Origin of the sequence: Xanthomonas sp. Leaf148, assembly GCF_001423585.1 — a bacterium.
In the GTDB taxonomy this organism is placed as follows: domain Bacteria; phylum Pseudomonadota; class Gammaproteobacteria; order Xanthomonadales; family Xanthomonadaceae; genus Xanthomonas.
The window spans coordinates 313229-329641 of record NZ_LMOP01000001.1 but is presented as its reverse complement, the minus strand read 5'-3'; the positions used below and the strand labels follow the sequence as shown (position 1 = coordinate 329641).

The window sequence follows — 16413 nt, the reverse complement described above, 5'->3', positions numbered from 1 at the left end:
TCAGATGCCAAGCGCGCGCGGTTCGTTCCAGAGCGCGCTGCGCTCCCATATCTGCGCGAATTCGCGCGTTAGCTGGCGGCTGCGCGCCGCGCCGGCCAGCCAGGTTTCGCCATCGTCGAAGCGGTGACCTGTTGGACGAAAGTAGTAGGCGTCGTCGCCGATCACATAGGCCGACGCATAGCTGGTATCGACCGGATCGCTGACCGCGCGGAACCGGAACACACTGGGCAGGCGCTGGGCCAGGCGCAACATCGCACTGCTGCTGGCGGCGGCGCTGGCAGTGTCCTGCACCAGCACCTGCACGCGTTTGTCGTGGCGGGTGGTGGCGAAGCGGCGCAGTGCCTCGAGCACCGCAGCGTTGTCGAACAATTGCGGATCCAGCGCGCGGGTGTAGATCAGCACCTGCCGACGTGCGCTGCACAGCAGGCCGGTGGTGGCAGCCAGGGCCGCGGCGAGGTCGTCCACCGCCATCGGGCCGTCGAGCCGGCGATGCAGGGGCGTGCCGGGCGCAGCACCGGCATCGGTGGTGCGCTCGTGAGGAGAATGCGGGGGGAGTTCGGGTAAAAAGCCGAGCCGTGCGAACACGGCCTCGGCGTTTGCGGTGACGCGGGCGTGCAGGCTGGGCCAGCCACGTTGAGTTGCGGCATCCACCGCTGCGGCGAGCAGCTGGTCCGACAGTCCGCGACGCCGCCAGTCCTGCACCAGGCCGAGCCGGTCGATGCGGCGATCCGGCGTCACGCGCACCGAGGCGACCAGTTGGCCGTCATCGGTGCGCGCGGCCAAGTGCAGGCTGAGCGGGTCCAGCGCATCCCACTCGGCATCGTGGGCGTTGCCCGCAATGTCGGTCGTGCAGGCCTGCCGCAGCGCACGCAGGGCCGCAGCATCGGATGCCGGATCCAGCGACACGATTTGCTGCCTGCCGTGCGGGCTCATGCGCGCTCCGGGGTCTCGTCGTCGTTGCCGTCTTCGCCGACGTCCGAGGCGTCTGCGCTGCCATCTTCGTTCTGCGCGGTGTCGGCGATGTCGGCCGGGCTGTCTGCGTCGTCCGCCACCGCTTCGACATCGGCATCGGTATCGATGGCGTCGTCTGCGTCCGCGCTGTCGTCCTGAGTGTCGTCGTGGTCTGCCGACACGGTGAGCACATGCGCTTGGTCGTCGTCGATGTCTTCGTGCGCGTCGTCATGGGCGCGCTGGTAATGGCCTTGCGCCAGCAGCTCCAGCACCACCTCGCGGCCGCGTGCGCTCAGCTGCGCGTAAAGCCCACCATCGATTTCTTCGGCCGCCGCCAGACGCGCCGCGTCCTTGGCCGACAACGCAAATTCCAGGCCGCTACAGAACAGCGTGGCGCCGCGCTTGGCACGCCGCCAGGCCAGCCGCGACCAGGGGTGGCGATACAGCACCACGCCTTCTTCCAGCGCCTGTTCGACCGCTTCGCGCGGGATCGGCTCGGGCGCCGGCACCACGTCGCCGGAGGCGCGATAGGTGGTCATGAAACGGCCGAACCAGTCGCCCAGGCGATCCGGGTCGTTCATGCGCAGCGCATTGAGCGCTTCGACCACGCGGTTCATTGCGGTGACGTCGATCTCGTACGGGTCGGCCGGCACCTTGAGGTCTTCGTCGTGATAGCGCACCGACTCGTCGGCATCGGCGATCAGGGTGTCCAGGTAATCGCCGATCAGTTCGGCCGAGGACGGTGCGCGAGTGCCGATCGAGAAGGTCAGGCAGGCGTCTTCGGCCACGCCGTGATGCGGCACCAGCGGCGGCAGATACAGCATGTCGCCCGGACCCAGCACCCAGTCGTGGGTCGGCTTGAACTCGCGCAGCAGCTTGATGTCGACGTCGTCACGGAACGCCAGCGGCGTGGGCTTGCGGCCTTGCGAGGTGCGTGCATCGATCTGCCAGCGGCGGTGGCCCTGGCCCTGCAGCAGGAATACGTCGTAATGGTCGACATGCGCGCCGACCGAGCCGCCGGTTGCGGCGAAGCTGATCATGATGTCGTCGATGCGCCAGCGCGGCAGAAAGCGGAACTGCTCCAGCAGTGCGCGCACGTCGGCGTCCCACTTGTCCACGTCCTGCACCAGCAGCGTCCAATCGTGATCGGGCAGGCCGGGGAAGTCGGTTTCCTGGAACGGGCCGGTACGCACGCTCCAGCCGTCGGTGGCGCGGTCGTGGCTGATCAGGCGTGCCAGCACGCCGTCTTCGCAGGCCAGGCCAGCCAGATCTTCCGGCTGCAGCGGCGAGGCGAAATCTGCGAAGGCATTGCGGATCAGCAGCGGATGCTTGTGCCAGTAAGTGCGCAGAAAGCGCTCCACCGGCATGCCCAGCGGCTGGCCTGGACGGGCCTGGACTTCGATGACGGGAGGGTTTGCCTTGCGTGCAGCCATGGGGAGTCCTTGCAGGTGTCGATTGAATACTGGGGCGCGGGCAGGGCCGGCGCAGATGTCCCATTGTCCGATGCCTGCGCCGGATCTGCACCTGCGCGCTGGGCTGGCAACAGGCAATGCTTCAGGGACGTGGTGGTTCGGTCTGCGCGCTGCCGGCGATGCGCCTGGCTGGCGATCACGTCAAGACGTGCTGCAGCGGTGTTCGGGCGGCACAGCGTGCTTGCCGTGAAGCCTGATGGGGTGCGTGGACGGCTTCGCGGCCAAGGCCGCTCCTACAAAAGCAGGGCGCGCTGACAAGAGCAGGGCGCGCTGAGCCATTGGTGGTGAAAGCTACACGTTGCGGGTCTCGCCACGTTCACAGCTGCTTGCTGTGCGCGGCCCGGCAGGCCGCTGTTGCTGGCGATACTGTCATCGACGTGCGCTCGGGCCGTGCGGCCCGCATCACGTTTGCGCGGGGGGGGCGCGCTGCGTTTTGCGATCTTACCTGGCACCGCCAGGCCATGCGAGGTAGTGCTGTTGGCGGCGTGGCGGCCGTAAGTGCTGCAGCCCAGGGCCGAGATTGGCATCGGGCCGCGAATAGCATCCGGGGTGGGAGCATTCGCGGCCCACGCTGGCTGGCAAGAAAGCCGAGTGCTCGGCACGCACGGCGCAGCATGCGTACGTCATTCGCAATCTTGCTGCCTTGCTGGGCGAAGGCTGCGCCAGCGCGCCGTCGCGGCCACCGACTTACATCACCTTGTTGCCGCTCCCGCGGTCGTCCAGCGTGGGCTTGCTGGACGGGTTGACCGTGTTGTCGTTGCCGGAAAAACGGACTTGCTTGACCTCGCGCGCCAGCACCAGATTCTTGTTGCCCTGGATATCCACGCTGTCGACATTGGTCAGATTGAGCGTGTTGTCGTGGCCGGAGACGCTTAGCTGGCCGAGCTGTTTGTTGAGCACGGTGAAGTTGCTGCCTTCCACTCGGATGCTGCGTGCGTTGTCCAGATTCATCGCGCCGCGTGAGGCGGTGATGGTCACCGTGCCGCAGTTGCCATGCAGGATCCACTCGCTGTCGTCGCGGGTCAGGCGCACATCCTTGCCGTCACAATCGGCGCCGCTGGCCGGGTCGGTCACTGTGGACGAGACGGCCGATAGCGCCTGGGCCGCAGGGCCGTCGGCGCCGCAGCCGCTCAGTGCGGCGATGCTGGACAGGGCGAACAGCGACGCGATAGTCCGGGCTGCATGCATGGGTGATCCCTCGCTTGGATGAGGCCGGCACCATAGCAGCCCCATCGGGGAGCGCCGTTGACGTCGGCTCGACGCTTGGGCGTTGCCGACACACCCGGCGAAGCAGCCGTTCCGTCACGCCGGTAGAAATGCCAGGACCTACCGCACCCGCCCAGGACCTATCGCACCCCGGCAATGGCCGCGCCCGCTTGGCGCGGCGCGGCCGATGGTGTTCCCGCTTAGGCCAGCGTTGAACACCTTTTCCACGTGCTGTCGATCAACAACCGAAGCACTCTTCACTACGCGCACGTGCTTGATCTTCAGCGTGGGAAGCTGCCGCATGTGGGCGAAATCCAGGTTTCACGCGTCACGCCTGGCGTGGTTGAGCGCTTTCTTAGATCGCGCGCGCCAGCTGCTCGGCCAGGCCGGTGTAGCCGCCCGGGGTGAGCGTACGCAAGCGCTGCTTGTCTTCTTCGGGCAGCTCCAGGCTTTCCACGAAGGCCTGCATCGAGGCGGCGGTGATGCCGTGGCCGCGCGTCAATGCCTTCAATTGTTCGTACGGGTTGGGCAGGCCGTGGCGGCGCATCACGGTCTGCACGGCTTCGGCCAGTACTTCCCAGGCGGCGTCCAGATCGGCATCCAGGCGCTGCGGATTGACGGTCAGCTTGCCCAGGCCCTTGGCCAGCGAATCCAGCGCCACCTGGGTGTGACCAAACGCGGTGCCCAGCGCACGCAGGACGGTGGAATCGGTGAGGTCGCGCTGCCAGCGGCTGATCGGCAGCTTGGCGGAAAAGTGCTCGAACAACGCATTGGCCACGCCGAAATTGCCTTCGGCATTTTCAAAGTCGATCGGGTTGACCTTGTGCGGCATCGTGGACGAGCCGACTTCGCCTTCTTTCAACTTTTGCTTGAAATACCCCAGCGAGATGTAGCCCCAGATATCGCGCGACAGGTCGATCAGGATGGTGTTGGCGCGGCGCGTGGCGTCGCCGATTTCGGCCACGTTGTCATGCGGCTCGATCTGGGTGGTATAGGGGTTGAACACCAGGCCCAGGCTCTCCACAAACCGCTGCGCAAACGCGGCCCAGTCCAGCTGCGGGTACGACACCAGATGCGCGTTGTAGTTGCCCACCGCGCCGTTGATCTTGCCGGTGAGGTCTACCGCGGCGATCTGCTTGCGCTGGCGCTCCAGGCGCGCGACCACGTTGGCGATTTCCTTGCCCAGCGTGGTGGGCGAGGCGGTCTGGCCATGCGTGCGCGACAGCATCGGTTGCGCGGCCTGCGCATGCGCCAGCGTGCGCAGCGAGGCGGTAATGCCGTCCAGCGTGGGCAGCAGCACGTCGCGGCGCGCCTGCTCCAGCATCAAACCGTAGCTGAGGTTGTTGATGTCTTCGCTGGTGCAGGCGAAGTGCACGAACTCCAGTGCCGGGCCCAGCTCGGCATCGTCCTTGAGCTGTTCCTTGATGAAGTACTCCACCGCCTTGACGTCATGGTTGGTGGTGCGTTCGATCTCCTTGACCCGCCCGGCATGGGTCACGCTGAAGTCGTCCGCCAGCGCACGCAGACGCTGGCTGGCGGCGGCCGAAAACGGCGCCAGTTCGGCAATGCCCGGCTCGGCGGCCAGGGCCAGCAGCCATTCGATCTCGACCTTGACCCGTGCCCGGATCAGGCCGTATTCGGAAAAGATCGGGCGCAGCGCATCCACCTTGGAGGCGTAGCGGCCGTCGAGCGGGGACAGGGCGAGCAGGGCGGAATCCGACATGGGGAGGGCACTGGGAAGCTGGCGGGGCCGGTATTCTACGCCGCCCCGACGCTCGCTTCGCCCACCGGCCGCACCGTCACCGCCTGGATGCGGTGGCCGGCCATGCGCCGAACGGTCAGCGCGTGGCCGTCCAGTTCCAGGGTTTCGCCTTCTTCGGGCAGCCGCTGCAGCTGATGCACGATCAGCCCGCCGACCGAATTGACATGGTCCGGGGCGCTCAGATCCTGGCCCAGCAAGCGTTCCAGCCGGAAAATCGAGGTGCTGCCGGCCACCAGCAGCGAGCCGTCCTGGCTGCGTACCGGGGCGTCGCGCACCACGTGACGGTGCTCGTCCTCGATCTCGCCGACCACCACTTCCAGCAGGTCCTCCAGGGTGAAGAAGCCCAGGGTGCGGCCTTCGTCCTCCACGCACAGCGCCAGATGGGTGGTGCCGCTGCGGAACTGTTCCAGCGCGCTGGGAATGGGGGTTTCCAGAGACAGCCGGGTGGGTGGGCGCAGCAACGGACGCAGGTCGTCCAGGTCCTGGCCGCGTGCCATCGCCACCAGCAGATCCTTGGTATGCAGGATGCCCAGCACCTGTTCGCCATCGACGTCGAACCATGGGTAGCGGCTGTAGCGCGACTCGCTGAACTCGGCCAGCACCGCTTCCAGGTTCATGCCCTCGCGCAGGCTGCGCATATGCTCGCGGGGGCGCATCAGGTCGCCGGCCACCAGATCCGGCAGTTCCAGCGCATGGCTCATCAGCGCCAGCCCATGGTCGGCGGTAGGCGCGTTGGGGTCCTGGCGGCCGACGATCAGTTTGAGTTCTTCGCGCGAATAGCGGTGCGATTGGTGCTCCACATCGCCCCAGCCAAGCACGCGCAGTAGTCGGTTGGCGCTGGTATTGAGCACCCAGATTGCCGGGTACATCGCCCAGTAAAAAACGTACAGCGGCGCTGCGGTCCACAACGACATGCGCTCCGGGCGCCGGATCGCCATGGTTTTGGGGGCCAGTTCGCCCAGCACGATGTGCAGGAACGAAATCAGGCTGAAGGCAATTGCCAAGGCGGTGAACTGCGCAGCATCCTCGGACATGCCAAGCACATCGAACAACGGCTGCAGCAGATGCGCGAATGCAGGTTCGCCGACCCAGCCCAATCCCAGCGATGCCAGGGTGATGCCGAGCTGGCATGCCGACAGATACGCATCCAGATGCGCGTGCACCCCCAGCAGCAGACGCCCGCGCCAGCCATGGGTCTGGGCCAGCCCCACCGCCTGGGTGTGCCGCAGTTTGACCAGGGCGAATTCGGCGGCAACGAAAAAGCCGTTCAACAGCACCAGCAACAGCGCGACGATCAGCAGCAGCACATTACCGAGCATGTTCGCCTCCGCGCGGTGCAGGGGCGGCGTGTGAGTGCATCAACGCAGGCGTGTGCGTGGTGGTGCGGGGTGCAGCGAAGCAGAACGCGGGCAGTGCGTTTCTACAGTCAGGGTCGTCGCCCATGGCGGCGTGGTACCTCGTATGGATCAATGCTGAGTCTAGTCCACGCACTGCGATGACATCGTTGCAACGCTGCCAGCGAGTATCGTAATGACCCTCGCCAGCGTGGGTGCGCCCGCTGCCAGCCATTGCGTCACCACAATCCAACACTGTGCGGAGAAGGCAGATGAGCGAACGTTTCAGGACCGAACACGACAGCATGGGCGAATTGCAGGTGCCCGCCGATGCATTGTGGGGCGCGCAGACCCAGCGTGCCGTGCAGAATTTTCCGATATCCGGCCAGCCGATGCCACGCGGTTTCATCCGCGCGCTGGGCTTGATCAAGGCCGCCGCCGCCGGTGTCAATGCCGAGCTCGGGCTGCTGCCAAAGTCGATCAGCAAGACCGTGCAGGCCGCGGCATTGCAGGTGGCCGACGGCACCCATGACGCGCAGTTTCCGATCGATGTGTACCAGACCGGCTCGGGCACCTCGTCCAACATGAATGCCAACGAGGTGATTGCCACGCTGGCCACGCGCGCCGGCAAGGACGCGGTGCATCCCAACGATCACGTCAATCTCGGGCAGAGTTCCAACGATGTGGTGCCCACCGCGATCCGTGTGTCGGCGTTGCTTGCGGTGCAGGAACACTTGCAGCCGGCGCTCAAGCATCTGCGCAAGACCATCGACAAGCGCGCCAGGTCGCTGGACAAGATCGTCAAGACCGGTCGCACGCATTTGATGGATGCGATGCCGCTGACGTTCGGGCAGGAATTCGGGGCTTGGTCTGCGCAATTGAGTTCGGCGCAAGACCGGCTCGACGATGCGCTCAAGCGGCTGCGCCGTTTGCCGCTAGGCGGCACCGCGATCGGGACCGGCATCAACGCCGACCCACGCTTCGGCGGCAAGGTGGCCAAGGCCCTGTCGAGCCTGAGTGGCGCCAAGTTCGAGAGCGCGGAAAACAAGTTCGAAGGCCTGGCTGCGCAGGACGATGCGGTGGAGTTGTCCGGCCAGCTCAACGCGCTGGCGGTGGCGCTGATCAAGATCGCCAATGATCTGCGCTGGATGAATGCCGGCCCGTTGGCGGGCCTGGGCGAGATCGAATTGCCGGCGCTGCAACCGGGCAGCTCGATCATGCCGGGCAAGGTCAACCCGGTGATTCCCGAGGCGACCGTGATGGCCTGCGCGCAGGTCATCGGCCACCACACTGCGATCACCGTGGCGGGGCAGACCGGCAACTTCCAATTGAACGTGACGCTGCCGTTGATCGCCTACAACCTGCTGGATTCGATCACCTTGCTGGGCAATGTGTCGCGTCTGTTGGCCGATACCGCCATTGCCGGATTGAAGGTGCGTCAGGACCGCGTGCGCGAGGCGCTGGACCGCAATCCGATCCTGGTCACTGCACTCAACCCGATCATCGGTTACGAAAAAGCCGCAGCGATCGCCAAGCGCGCCTACAAGGAACAGCGCCCGGTGCTGGAGGTGGCCTTGGAAGACAGCGGGCTCAGCGAAGCGGACCTGCGCCGTTTGCTGGATCCTGCTGCACTGACGCGTGGTGGCATCCAGGCCGGCAGCAGTGGCGGCGGTGGCTGATCACCGCAATGTGCGTGTGTGCGTAGGAGCGCACCCGGGCGCGATGGGGCGTTGTCGATAAAGCCCCGTCGCGCTCGGGCGCGCTCCTATCCTGGGTTCTAGCCTTCCGTTCTCGCGAATCAGCGTTTTCGCGCGGCTTCGCTAATACTCAGTGCCGCTCGGCCTGCACGTTGCCGAAACTTTCGCGATATGGCTGCAGCGACGGGATTTCATCCAGCAATTCGCCGCTGAGCGTTTGGATCTCCGGCGTGGCGGTCAGCTTGATCGACTTGTACTCCGCGTCCGCGCCAGCGGCGTTGACGGCCTGCTGGCGCAGCATCTGCAGATGCCCGAACAGCAACTGCAACTTGGCGCGGGTCGGCTCCTTCTGCGGTAGCGCGATGTCATCGATCTTGAGCGTGCCGTCGGGCGTGATTTCCGCATTGGCAGCCGGTGGGCGGCGGATCATCACCGATTGGGTGGTGATGGCAACGCGCGGCTTACCGCGTTCGGCACGACGGGACGACTGGTCGCCACAGGCGGCAAGGGTGCACAGCAGCAGCGCCATGCAGAGCATCACGAACTTGTTCATGGGGTCAATCTGTCGTGGGAAGCGTCTAGTGTAATCCGCGCCCACGCTGTCGATCAGCGCGGCGGCCAGCCGGACCGGCTGACAAAATGTCGCAGGTCCCGCCTCCGCGCCGTGGCGTGCGCCCAAAAACCGCATGGTCCGGCGCGCCTTTGGGTTGCTGACAGCCGCTGCACTTGTCGGCGGCGACGCAGCTGCTGTGGCCCCCGTCATTCTTTACGGCAATCGTCGACGTCGTGCTGGGTGAGGGTGGAGTAAGGCGCAAACGCCGGCACCAGCTGCACGGCGGCGTCCTGGGCGGTGCGTAGCTTGCCCAACTGGTCGCAGATGCGCAGGGCGTTTTGCTTGAAGGCTTCGCCGTCGGCCTGGATCTTGTCGCCCATCTTCTCCACGTTGCCGCTGAGCACGCCCTTGAGCGCTTCACCGGCCGCATGGGCGCCGAATGCTGCGCCTTGGGTGCCGATATCGATGCCCTTGTTGGCCACCGCCTGCACCTGCGCGTAATAACCGCGCATTGCCTGGCGCTGTGCATCGTTCAGGGCCACCGGCTTGCCCCCGATGCTGAGCGTGCCATCCATGCCGATGGTGGCAGCAGGCAAGGTGTCGCGCTTGAGCGTCAGGCTCTTGCCATCGAACGTCACGCCGCTGCCCTGGATGTGCGCGGAGCCGTCGACGGCGACCTCTGGCTTGCCGCAGCCAACCAGCAGCGCACCGACCATCACCGCAGAGAGAAATGATTTCATCAGCAGTCCCCTTCGAATCGTGGATGAAGTGATCAGCGCTCGGCCGGCACGCGCGTGGTGCCGGCGACGTCCTTGACATTGATATCGCCGCTGCCCTTGCGCGCAACGCTCACATCGCCGCTCACCTTGCGCACGTTGAGCGCGCCGGAGCTGATCGCCTCGACGGTGATGCTTCCCTGCACGTCGTTGAGCTCCATATCGCCGGACCCGATCGTGCCGACCTTGATGCTGCCGGCCACGTCGCGCAGCGTGACGTCGCCCGAGCCCACCTTGCCGATCTCCGCCGCGCCATGGATCTGCTTGGCCTTCAGATCGCCCGAGCCCACGGCCAGCACGCGGAGCGTGCCGATGTCTTCCAGTTCGACATCGCCGGAGCCCACCTTGACGGTGACTCGCCCCTTGCTATGGCGAATGGCCACATCGCCGGAACCGAGATCGGCACTCACCGCAGCGGCGCCGGTGATGTCGGCATCGCCGGAGCCCACATCCAACTGCACCAGCAGGTTACTCGGCACGCTGCCGCGCAGGTCCAGATACGAATAGTTTTCGCCGACGGACATACGCAGCAGGCGGTCGTCCGTCAGCGTCACCACCAGCCGGTCGCCCACCCGCTTCTGGGTGACCGTCAGGCCCTTGAGCACGTCGGCCTTGGCTGCACAGGCGCGGCCGTGCAGACGACCGCCATTGCCGGGCGATGCTTCCAGATGCAGGTCGCTGGAACCGACCTCGAACAACACCGATTTCACTCCCGCCAGCTGCAGTTCCAGGCTGCGTGGCTCGGAGAATTTGCACTGCTCCTCGGCCACTGCGGCGCCGGGCAATGCGAACAGGATGGCCAGGGTCAAAGGCAGGCGCATGGGGTGTCCTCAGGCTTCGGAGCGCCGACGGCGCAGATAGATTGAAGCGGCGATCAGCGCGATGCCGATGGCGGCACCGATCCAGATGTCCGGGTCGCCATAAACACGCGAACTGTCGGTGTGCTGCAAGGCCCATTGCACCAGGTCGCTGGGATTTTGCAGCGCACTGCTGTCCAGGTTGCCGCTGACGGCAAGCGGCGACCACGTACCAGGCAAGGCGCTGAGCAGGCCGCGATAGCCGACCACGTACCAGATCCCGCCGATCGGCAGTGACACGCCCGGCATCGCCGACAGGATGCTCAACATCACGCAGGCCAGCAGTGGGAACAGCACCGCCCACAGGAACGGCTTGCTGCCGGCCCACGCCGAGCAGAACATCAGCCAGCCGACGGTCGGCAGCGACCACAACAGGCTCATCGGCACGGTCTTCAACAGCAGCCACAACAATGCGAACGGGTGCGAGTGAGTAGCCAACGCCCAGGGGCTGGGCACGCCTGCGATCGAGGCGCCAACGATGGCGATCAACCATAACGCCAGGCCGACCACCGTACCGATCACGATGGAAATCAGCGGCGCCAGCAGCAATGCCCAGGCGGCCTTGGACAATACGGTCTGTACGTCGGAGACCGGCAACGATTTCCAGAACAGCACGCTGCGGTCGCGGCGATCGTCGTACAGGCTGCCAAGCGCATAGAAGAACACCACGAACGCCAGGACCACCGAGGCGATGCCGATGCCGCCTAGCAGCAGCCCGTCGCCGACCTGGCCCAAGGTGCGCGTGTATTCGGCCAGATCGTCCATCCGGATGCTGTCGCCGGTCATGTTGCGACGCGCGCTGATCGCGCCGATCACCGCGCCCAGCAGCGCAAAGAACACCGCGATGCCGCCGGTGATCACCTGCGCCCAGACGAAGCCGCCGCGGTGTTCCCAGTACTCGCGTTTGAGTAGCCAGCCGAAGGTACGGGCAGGCGATGCGTGGTTGGTCATGGCATTCATGCGTAGGTCCCCTTCATGACGGCAACAAACAGGTCGGCCAGGCCGGGATTGCGGGTTTCGCCGAAGCGGGCGAGCTGATCCTTGGGCACGCCATCGAACAGCATCACGGTCTTGCCGAAGGGCAGGGCGCGTTCGTCGATCGGGGTCAGGGAGCGCGCAGTCTCCAGGTGTTCGGCACCGACCAGCACTTCGGTGTAGCGCTGCGCCACGTCTTCCATGTCGGCGGTGAGCACGATGCGGCCGTCGCGGATGAACATCACATCAGTGAGGATGTGTTCGATCTCTTCGACCTGGTGGGTGGTGACGATGATGGTCTTCTGCTCGTCGAAGTAATCCTCCAGCAAACGCTGGTAGAACTGCTTGCGATACAGGATGTCCAGGCCCAGGGTGGGCTCGTCCAGCACCAGAATGCGCGCGTCGATGGCCATCACCAGCGCCAGATGCAGCTGCACGATCATGCCCTTGGACAACTCGCGGACCCGCGATTTGCGATTGAGCTGGGTGTTGGCCAAAAAACGCTCGCACTTGGCGCGATCGAAGCGCGGATGCACCCCCGCCACGAAGTCGATCGCTTCGCCCACCCGTAGCCAGCGTGGCAACACCGCCACGTCGGCGATAAAGCAGACTTCGTTCATCAGCGCGTTGCGCTCGGTGCGCGGGTCCATGCCCAGCACCTTCAAGTCGCCGTCGAAGTCGGTCAGCCCCAGTACGGCCTTGAGCGCGGTGGTCTTGCCGGCGCCGTTGGGGCCAATCAATCCGACGATGCGGCCGGCGGCGATGGTGAAGCTGGTGTTGTCCAGCGCCAGCCGATGTTTGTAGGTCTTGCGTAACCCACGTGCGTCGACGACATGGTCGGTGGAGACGGCGGTCATGGTGTTTTCCCCTGTGGCAACAGATCGTCGATGGACAGGCCCAGGCGCTGGATGCGTTCCAGCACCGCCGGCCATTCTTCATTCAAGAAGCGGTCGCGTTCGCTTCCGCGCAGCTTCTGTGCAGCTTCCGGGGTCATGAACATGCCCAGGCCGCGGCGTTTTTCCACCAGGTTCTCGTCGGCCAACTCCTGGTAGGCGCGCGAGACGGTGATGGGATTGAGTTGATAGTCCGCCGCGACCTGGCGCACCGAAGGTAGTGCGTCGCCAGGTTTGAGGATTCCATCGAGCATCATGGCAATGACCCGTTCCTTGAGTTGGCGGTAGATGGGAGCGCCGTCGCTCCATTGGATGTCGTTCATGATCAGCTCCGTGGGCGCAGAACCTGCGCGAAGGAGAAATAGGGCATCGACAGCGAAGCGCGCAGGTGCCGGCCAGGCCGGGTGCGCTCCTCGGGGGGAGTTGTCGCGTTTTCCGTAACCGCCTCCGACACGCCATAATCGGCGCCGGACTCCGTGACCTGACTGGAAGCGGCTCCCAGCCAACCAATGGCAAACAGGGTGCTGCCGAACAGCAACAGCGGAACTGGTCGCGTGACACGTGTGCTGTTCATGCTTTCCCCCTGCGTTGGATGACTGGTGTTGTATTCAACTATAACACCGACACGCAGGCAGTCAACTGTCTGTCATACCCAACTGATGGCACCCCACGCAGACCGGGGTGCCAAATCACCTTCGAGGAACTTCCAATGCTGCTGAAACGTCTATTGGTCGTTGTATTCGCTGGCTTTTTTGCAAGCTCGGCCATGGCCGCCGGGGCGCCGCTGCTGGATCTGGACTACCGCCCGTTGGCCGGCAAAGCGCCAATCAACCTGAACCGGAGTTACGGCGGCAAGGTAGTGATGGTGGTCAATACCGCCAGCAAATGCGGCTACACACCGCAGTACGAAGGTCTGGAAGCACTCAACCAGCGCTTCGCCAGCCGCGGGTTCGCGGTGCTGGGCTTTCCATCCAACGATTTCCAGGGACAGGAACCCGGATCTGAGAAGCAGATCCAGGAATTCTGCACGCTGACCTATGGCGTCAAGTTCCCGATGTTTGAGAAGGTGCACGTGCTGGGCAAAGAAGCGACGCCGCTGTATCAGCGCTTGACGCAGGCAACGGGCGTGGCGCCGGGTTGGAACTTCCACAAGTATTTGATTGCACGCGACGGGCGCGTGGTAGCGCAGTTCCCCAGCAAGATCAAACCGGACGATCCGAGCGTGCTGGCAGCGATCGAACGCGAGCTCACCACGCCGTCGCGCTGAGCGCGGCTCTCGCAACGCCGCGTGCGCATGCGACAATGCGTGTTCAGCGCCGTCGGTGGCGTGTCTTTTCACTTTCGGGAAGTGCATCGAATGAAGATGGGAAAGCGCGGCGCGGCGGCGTCGCTACTGATGGTGGCAATGACGGCTTCGATGCCGGCGATGTCGCAGCAACCGGCCGCAGCGGCCACCAAGGAGAAGCCAGTTTTGAATGCATCGTCTGAGAAAAGCACGCGCGACAACGTCAGCTACGCCATCGGTATGGATGTAGCGCGCTCGTTCGAGCCGATTGCCCAGGACATCGATCTGAGCGCGATGCAACGCGCCATCGAAAATGCATTCAAGGGTGGCAAGCCGCTGTTGTCCGATGAGCAGACTCAGGCGACCGATACCGCATTGCGCACCGCGCTGGCTGCCCGCAATGGTCAGCAGGTGCCGGGCATGGCGCCAGGCTCTGCGCCGGCCACCCCTTCCAAGGAAAATGTCGGCTTGATGCTGGGCGACCGTGCGGTCGGTCCGTCGCTCGCCGGCATCAAGGACGAGATCGATCTGTCGACCCTGATGGAAGCAGTGCGCACCGTGTTCGCCAAGGGCACCACGCGTCTGACTCAGCAGGAAGCGGCCGCCACCATGCAGGCCTTTGCCTCTGCCAAGCAGGGCGCTGCCGGCGCCAAGAATCGCGAAGATGGCAATGCCTTCCTCGCCAAGAACAAAACCGAGAAAGGCGTGATCACCACCGCGTCCGGCCTGCAGTACATGGTGCTGCGCCAGGGCAGCGGCGAGCGCCCGATGCGGACCAACAAGGTCCGTGTGAACTACGAAGGCAAGCTGCTCGACGGGCAGGTCTTCGACAGTTCGTACCAGCGCGGCCAGCCGGCCGAGTTCGGTCTGGATCAAGTCATTCCCGGTTGGACCGAGGGCGTCGCATTGATGCCGGTCGGTTCGAAATATCGTTTCTGGATTCCATCCAACTTGGCCTATGGCCCGAACGGCACGCAAGGGGGGCCGATCGGACCGGACGCAACGTTGACGTTCGATGTCGAACTGATGGGTATCCTTCCCTGATCCCCCACAGGAGTACCCCCACCCATGCGAGTTGCGATCTTTGGTACCGGCTATGTTGGTCTTGTCACCGGTACCTGTCTGGCGGAAGTAGGTCATCACGTTATCTGCGTGGATATCGACCAGGCGAAAGTTGATGGTCTCAATCGTGGGGTGATTCCCATCTACGAACCCGGCTTGGAGCCGATGGTGAAAGCCAACCATGCCTCTGGCCGGTTGCGCTTCACCAGCGACGCCGCCGAGGCGATTGCGCACGGCGAAATCACCTTTATCGCTGTGGGCACGCCGCCGGACGAAGATGGCAGTGCCGACCTGCAGTACGTGCTGGCGGTTGCACGCACTGTCGGTCGCCATATCGACGGCCCTTCGGTCGTGGTCAACAAATCCACGGTGCCGGTCGGGACCGCCGACAAGGTGCGCGCGGCGATCCAGGAAGAGCTGGACGCACGTGGCGTGGACCACGAATTCGATGTGGTCTCCAACCCCGAGTTCCTGAAGGAAGGCGATGCGGTGGCCGACTGCATGCGTCCGGACCGGATCGTGATCGGTGCCAAGAAGCCGGCTGCGATCGCACGTATGCGTCGTCTGTATGCCCCGTTCAATCGCAACCGCGATCGCATCGTGGAAATGGACGTGCGCTCGGCCGAGCTCACCAAGTACGCGGCCAATGCGATGCTGGCGACCAAGATCAGTTTCATGAACGAGATCGCCAATATTGCCGAGCGTGTCGGTGCGGACGTCGAGCACGTGCGTAACGGGATCGGCTCTGATCCGCGCATTGGCTGGCACTTCATCTATCCCGGTGCTGGCTACGGCGGCTCGTGCTTCCCGAAGGACGTGCAGGCGCTTGCCAAGACGGCAGAGCAGTACGGCATGCAGCCGACCCTGCTCAACGCGGTGGAAAGCGTCAACAATGCGCAGAAGGGTCACCTGTTCGAACTGGTGCAGCGTCATTACGGTGGCGAAGGCGGCAGCATCGCCGGCAAGACCTTCGCGGTGTGGGGCCTGGCGTTCAAGCCCAATACCGACGACATGCGTGCGGCTTCCAGCCGTCGTCTGATGGCGCAGTTGTGGGAAGCCGGTGCCACCGTGCGTGCCTACGACCCGGAAGCCACGCACGAGGCCAAGCGCATCTTCGGCGAGCGCGACGACCTGACCTTCTGCGACGAAGCCTTTGCTGCACTGGAAGGCGCCGACGCACTGGTTGTTGTCACCGAGTGGAAGCAGTTCCGTAGCCCGGATTTCGGCAAGATCAAGCAGGCATTGAAGGACGACGTCGTGTTCGACGGCCGCAACCTGTATGACCCGCAGGAAATCGAAGCCGCCGGTCTTGCTTACTACGCCATCGGACGAGGCCGTTCGTTGCATGCATGAGCAACTCTCGCCGCGCGACCAGGAACTGGACGCGCGGTTGGTGGAACTGGAAACGCGCCTCTCCTTCCAGGAGCAGGCGCTCAATGAACTGAGTGAAGCACTTGCGGACGCCCGTTTGACGGGTGCCCGTAATGCCGAGTTGATCCGCCACCTGCTCGAGGATCTGGGCAAGGTGCGCTCCACGTTGTTTGCCGATGCAGCGGACGAACCGCCGCCTCCGCACTATTGATTGCAGAT

At 64.6% G+C, this 16413-nt stretch carries 17 protein-coding genes; 5 read left to right on the top strand and 12 right to left on the bottom strand.

The window, feature by feature from the left end:
* The 5 genes from ASF90_RS01365 to ASF90_RS01345 form a co-directional block, all read right to left on the bottom strand.
* Complete coding sequence (locus tag ASF90_RS01365; RefSeq protein ID WP_055844858.1) at nucleotides 1-933, bottom strand: GNAT family N-acetyltransferase; 933 nt, start codon at nucleotides 931-933, stop codon at nucleotides 1-3.
* Entirely contained in the window at nucleotides 930-2384 is a 1455-nt protein-coding gene (locus ASF90_RS01360; protein WP_055844855.1) for a cupin domain-containing protein, read from the bottom strand. Before ASF90_RS01360 ends, ASF90_RS01365 begins: the two co-directional genes overlap by 4 nt.
* Nucleotides 2385-3110: 726 nt before the next feature.
* Complete coding sequence (locus tag ASF90_RS01355) at nucleotides 3111-3611, bottom strand: DUF3060 domain-containing protein (RefSeq protein WP_055844852.1); 501 nt, start codon at nucleotides 3609-3611, stop codon at nucleotides 3111-3113.
* A gap of 373 nt (nucleotides 3612-3984) precedes the next feature.
* The gene (purB, locus tag ASF90_RS01350; RefSeq protein WP_055844848.1) at nucleotides 3985-5352 is read right to left on the bottom strand and encodes an adenylosuccinate lyase; all 1368 of its coding nucleotides are present in this window, start codon (nucleotides 5350-5352) and stop codon (nucleotides 3985-3987) included.
* Between the two features lie 35 nt (nucleotides 5353-5387).
* Nucleotides 5388-6710 (bottom strand): hemolysin family protein, encoded by a 1323-nt coding sequence (locus tag ASF90_RS01345; protein ID WP_055844843.1) that lies wholly within the window; start codon nucleotides 6708-6710, stop codon nucleotides 5388-5390.
* A 287-nt stretch (nucleotides 6711-6997) separates the two neighbouring features.
* Here ASF90_RS01345 and ASF90_RS01340 point away from each other — a divergent pair, with 287 nt between their 5' ends.
* Complete coding sequence (locus ASF90_RS01340; protein WP_055844840.1) at nucleotides 6998-8404, top strand: class II fumarate hydratase; 1407 nt, start codon at nucleotides 6998-7000, stop codon at nucleotides 8402-8404.
* 148 nt (nucleotides 8405-8552) lie between these two features.
* Here ASF90_RS01340 and ASF90_RS01335 read toward each other — a convergent pair whose 3' ends face one another.
* From ASF90_RS01335 to ASF90_RS01305, 7 genes are all read right to left on the bottom strand, one after another.
* Nucleotides 8553-8975, bottom strand: a complete 423-nt coding sequence (locus tag ASF90_RS01335; RefSeq protein ID WP_055844838.1) for a hypothetical protein — start codon at nucleotides 8973-8975, stop codon at nucleotides 8553-8555.
* A gap of 206 nt (nucleotides 8976-9181) precedes the next feature.
* Nucleotides 9182-9715, bottom strand: a complete 534-nt coding sequence (locus ASF90_RS01330) for a DUF2884 family protein (protein ID WP_055844835.1) — start codon at nucleotides 9713-9715, stop codon at nucleotides 9182-9184.
* Between the two features lie 32 nt (nucleotides 9716-9747).
* Complete coding sequence (locus tag ASF90_RS01325) at nucleotides 9748-10572, bottom strand: DUF4097 family beta strand repeat-containing protein (RefSeq protein ID WP_055844832.1); 825 nt, start codon at nucleotides 10570-10572, stop codon at nucleotides 9748-9750.
* Between the two features lie 9 nt (nucleotides 10573-10581).
* A complete protein-coding gene (locus ASF90_RS01320) occupies nucleotides 10582-11568 on the bottom strand; it encodes an ABC transporter permease (RefSeq protein WP_055844829.1) in 987 nt (328 codons plus the stop codon).
* Nucleotides 11565-12440 (bottom strand): ABC transporter ATP-binding protein, encoded by an 876-nt coding sequence (locus tag ASF90_RS01315; protein WP_055844826.1) that lies wholly within the window; start codon nucleotides 12438-12440, stop codon nucleotides 11565-11567. Before ASF90_RS01315 ends, ASF90_RS01320 begins: the two co-directional genes overlap by 4 nt.
* On the bottom strand, nucleotides 12437-12799 hold the full coding sequence (locus tag ASF90_RS01310; protein WP_005988451.1) for a GntR family transcriptional regulator: 363 nt from the start codon (nucleotides 12797-12799) through the stop codon (nucleotides 12437-12439). The genes ASF90_RS01315 and ASF90_RS01310 overlap by 4 nt, the downstream gene beginning before the upstream one ends.
* A gap of 2 nt (nucleotides 12800-12801) precedes the next feature.
* The gene (locus ASF90_RS01305; RefSeq protein WP_055844822.1) at nucleotides 12802-13050 is read right to left on the bottom strand and encodes a hypothetical protein; all 249 of its coding nucleotides are present in this window, start codon (nucleotides 13048-13050) and stop codon (nucleotides 12802-12804) included.
* Between the two features lie 135 nt (nucleotides 13051-13185).
* Here ASF90_RS01305 and ASF90_RS01300 point away from each other — a divergent pair, with 135 nt between their 5' ends.
* From ASF90_RS01300 to ASF90_RS01285, 4 genes are all read left to right on the top strand, one after another.
* On the top strand, nucleotides 13186-13743 hold the full coding sequence (locus ASF90_RS01300; protein WP_055844819.1) for a glutathione peroxidase: 558 nt from the start codon (nucleotides 13186-13188) through the stop codon (nucleotides 13741-13743).
* A 90-nt stretch (nucleotides 13744-13833) separates the two neighbouring features.
* The gene (locus ASF90_RS01295; protein ID WP_055844817.1) at nucleotides 13834-14805 is read left to right on the top strand and encodes an FKBP-type peptidyl-prolyl cis-trans isomerase; all 972 of its coding nucleotides are present in this window, start codon (nucleotides 13834-13836) and stop codon (nucleotides 14803-14805) included.
* A 24-nt stretch (nucleotides 14806-14829) separates the two neighbouring features.
* The gene (locus ASF90_RS01290; RefSeq protein WP_055844814.1) at nucleotides 14830-16176 is read left to right on the top strand and encodes a UDP-glucose/GDP-mannose dehydrogenase family protein; all 1347 of its coding nucleotides are present in this window, start codon (nucleotides 14830-14832) and stop codon (nucleotides 16174-16176) included.
* Nucleotides 16169-16405 carry a SlyX family protein gene (locus ASF90_RS01285; protein ID WP_024939344.1) on the top strand — a complete coding sequence of 79 codons (237 nt, stop codon included), beginning with the start codon at nucleotides 16169-16171 and terminating at the stop codon, nucleotides 16403-16405. The genes ASF90_RS01290 and ASF90_RS01285 overlap by 8 nt, the downstream gene beginning before the upstream one ends.
* Nucleotides 16406-16413 lie beyond the last annotated feature (8 nt).

Excerpts from the sequence above, each read along its gene's own strand:
- ASF90_RS01355 (WP_055844852.1), bottom strand. The coding sequence starts at position 3,611 with ATGCATGCAGCCCGGACTATCGCGTCGCTGTTCGCCCTGTCCAGCATC.
- ASF90_RS01335 (WP_055844838.1), bottom strand. The coding sequence starts at position 8,975 with ATGAACAAGTTCGTGATGCTCTGCATGGCGCTGCTGCTGTGCACCCTT.
- ASF90_RS01300 (WP_055844819.1), top strand. The coding sequence starts at position 13,186 with ATGCTGCTGAAACGTCTATTGGTCGTTGTATTCGCTGGCTTTTTTGCA.
- purB (WP_055844848.1), bottom strand. The coding sequence starts at position 5,352 with ATGTCGGATTCCGCCCTGCTCGCCCTGTCCCCGCTCGACGGCCGCTAC.
- ASF90_RS01325 (WP_055844832.1), bottom strand. The coding sequence starts at position 10,572 with ATGCGCCTGCCTTTGACCCTGGCCATCCTGTTCGCATTGCCCGGCGCC.
- ASF90_RS01365 (WP_055844858.1), bottom strand. The coding sequence starts at position 933 with ATGAGCCCGCACGGCAGGCAGCAAATCGTGTCGCTGGATCCGGCATCC.
- ASF90_RS01315 (WP_055844826.1), bottom strand. The coding sequence starts at position 12,440 with ATGACCGCCGTCTCCACCGACCATGTCGTCGACGCACGTGGGTTACGC.
- ASF90_RS01295 (WP_055844817.1), top strand. The coding sequence starts at position 13,834 with ATGAAGATGGGAAAGCGCGGCGCGGCGGCGTCGCTACTGATGGTGGCA.
- ASF90_RS01330 (WP_055844835.1), bottom strand. The coding sequence starts at position 9,715 with ATGAAATCATTTCTCTCTGCGGTGATGGTCGGTGCGCTGCTGGTTGGC.
- ASF90_RS01305 (WP_055844822.1), bottom strand. The coding sequence starts at position 13,050 with ATGAACAGCACACGTGTCACGCGACCAGTTCCGCTGTTGCTGTTCGGC.
- ASF90_RS01290 (WP_055844814.1), top strand. The coding sequence starts at position 14,830 with ATGCGAGTTGCGATCTTTGGTACCGGCTATGTTGGTCTTGTCACCGGT.
- ASF90_RS01310 (WP_005988451.1), bottom strand. The coding sequence starts at position 12,799 with ATGAACGACATCCAATGGAGCGACGGCGCTCCCATCTACCGCCAACTC.
- ASF90_RS01285 (WP_024939344.1), top strand. The coding sequence starts at position 16,169 with ATGCATGAGCAACTCTCGCCGCGCGACCAGGAACTGGACGCGCGGTTG.
- ASF90_RS01320 (WP_055844829.1), bottom strand. The coding sequence starts at position 11,568 with ATGAATGCCATGACCAACCACGCATCGCCTGCCCGTACCTTCGGCTGG.
- ASF90_RS01345 (WP_055844843.1), bottom strand. The coding sequence starts at position 6,710 with ATGCTCGGTAATGTGCTGCTGCTGATCGTCGCGCTGTTGCTGGTGCTG.
- ASF90_RS01360 (WP_055844855.1), bottom strand. The coding sequence starts at position 2,384 with ATGGCTGCACGCAAGGCAAACCCTCCCGTCATCGAAGTCCAGGCCCGT.
- ASF90_RS01340 (WP_055844840.1), top strand. The coding sequence starts at position 6,998 with ATGAGCGAACGTTTCAGGACCGAACACGACAGCATGGGCGAATTGCAG.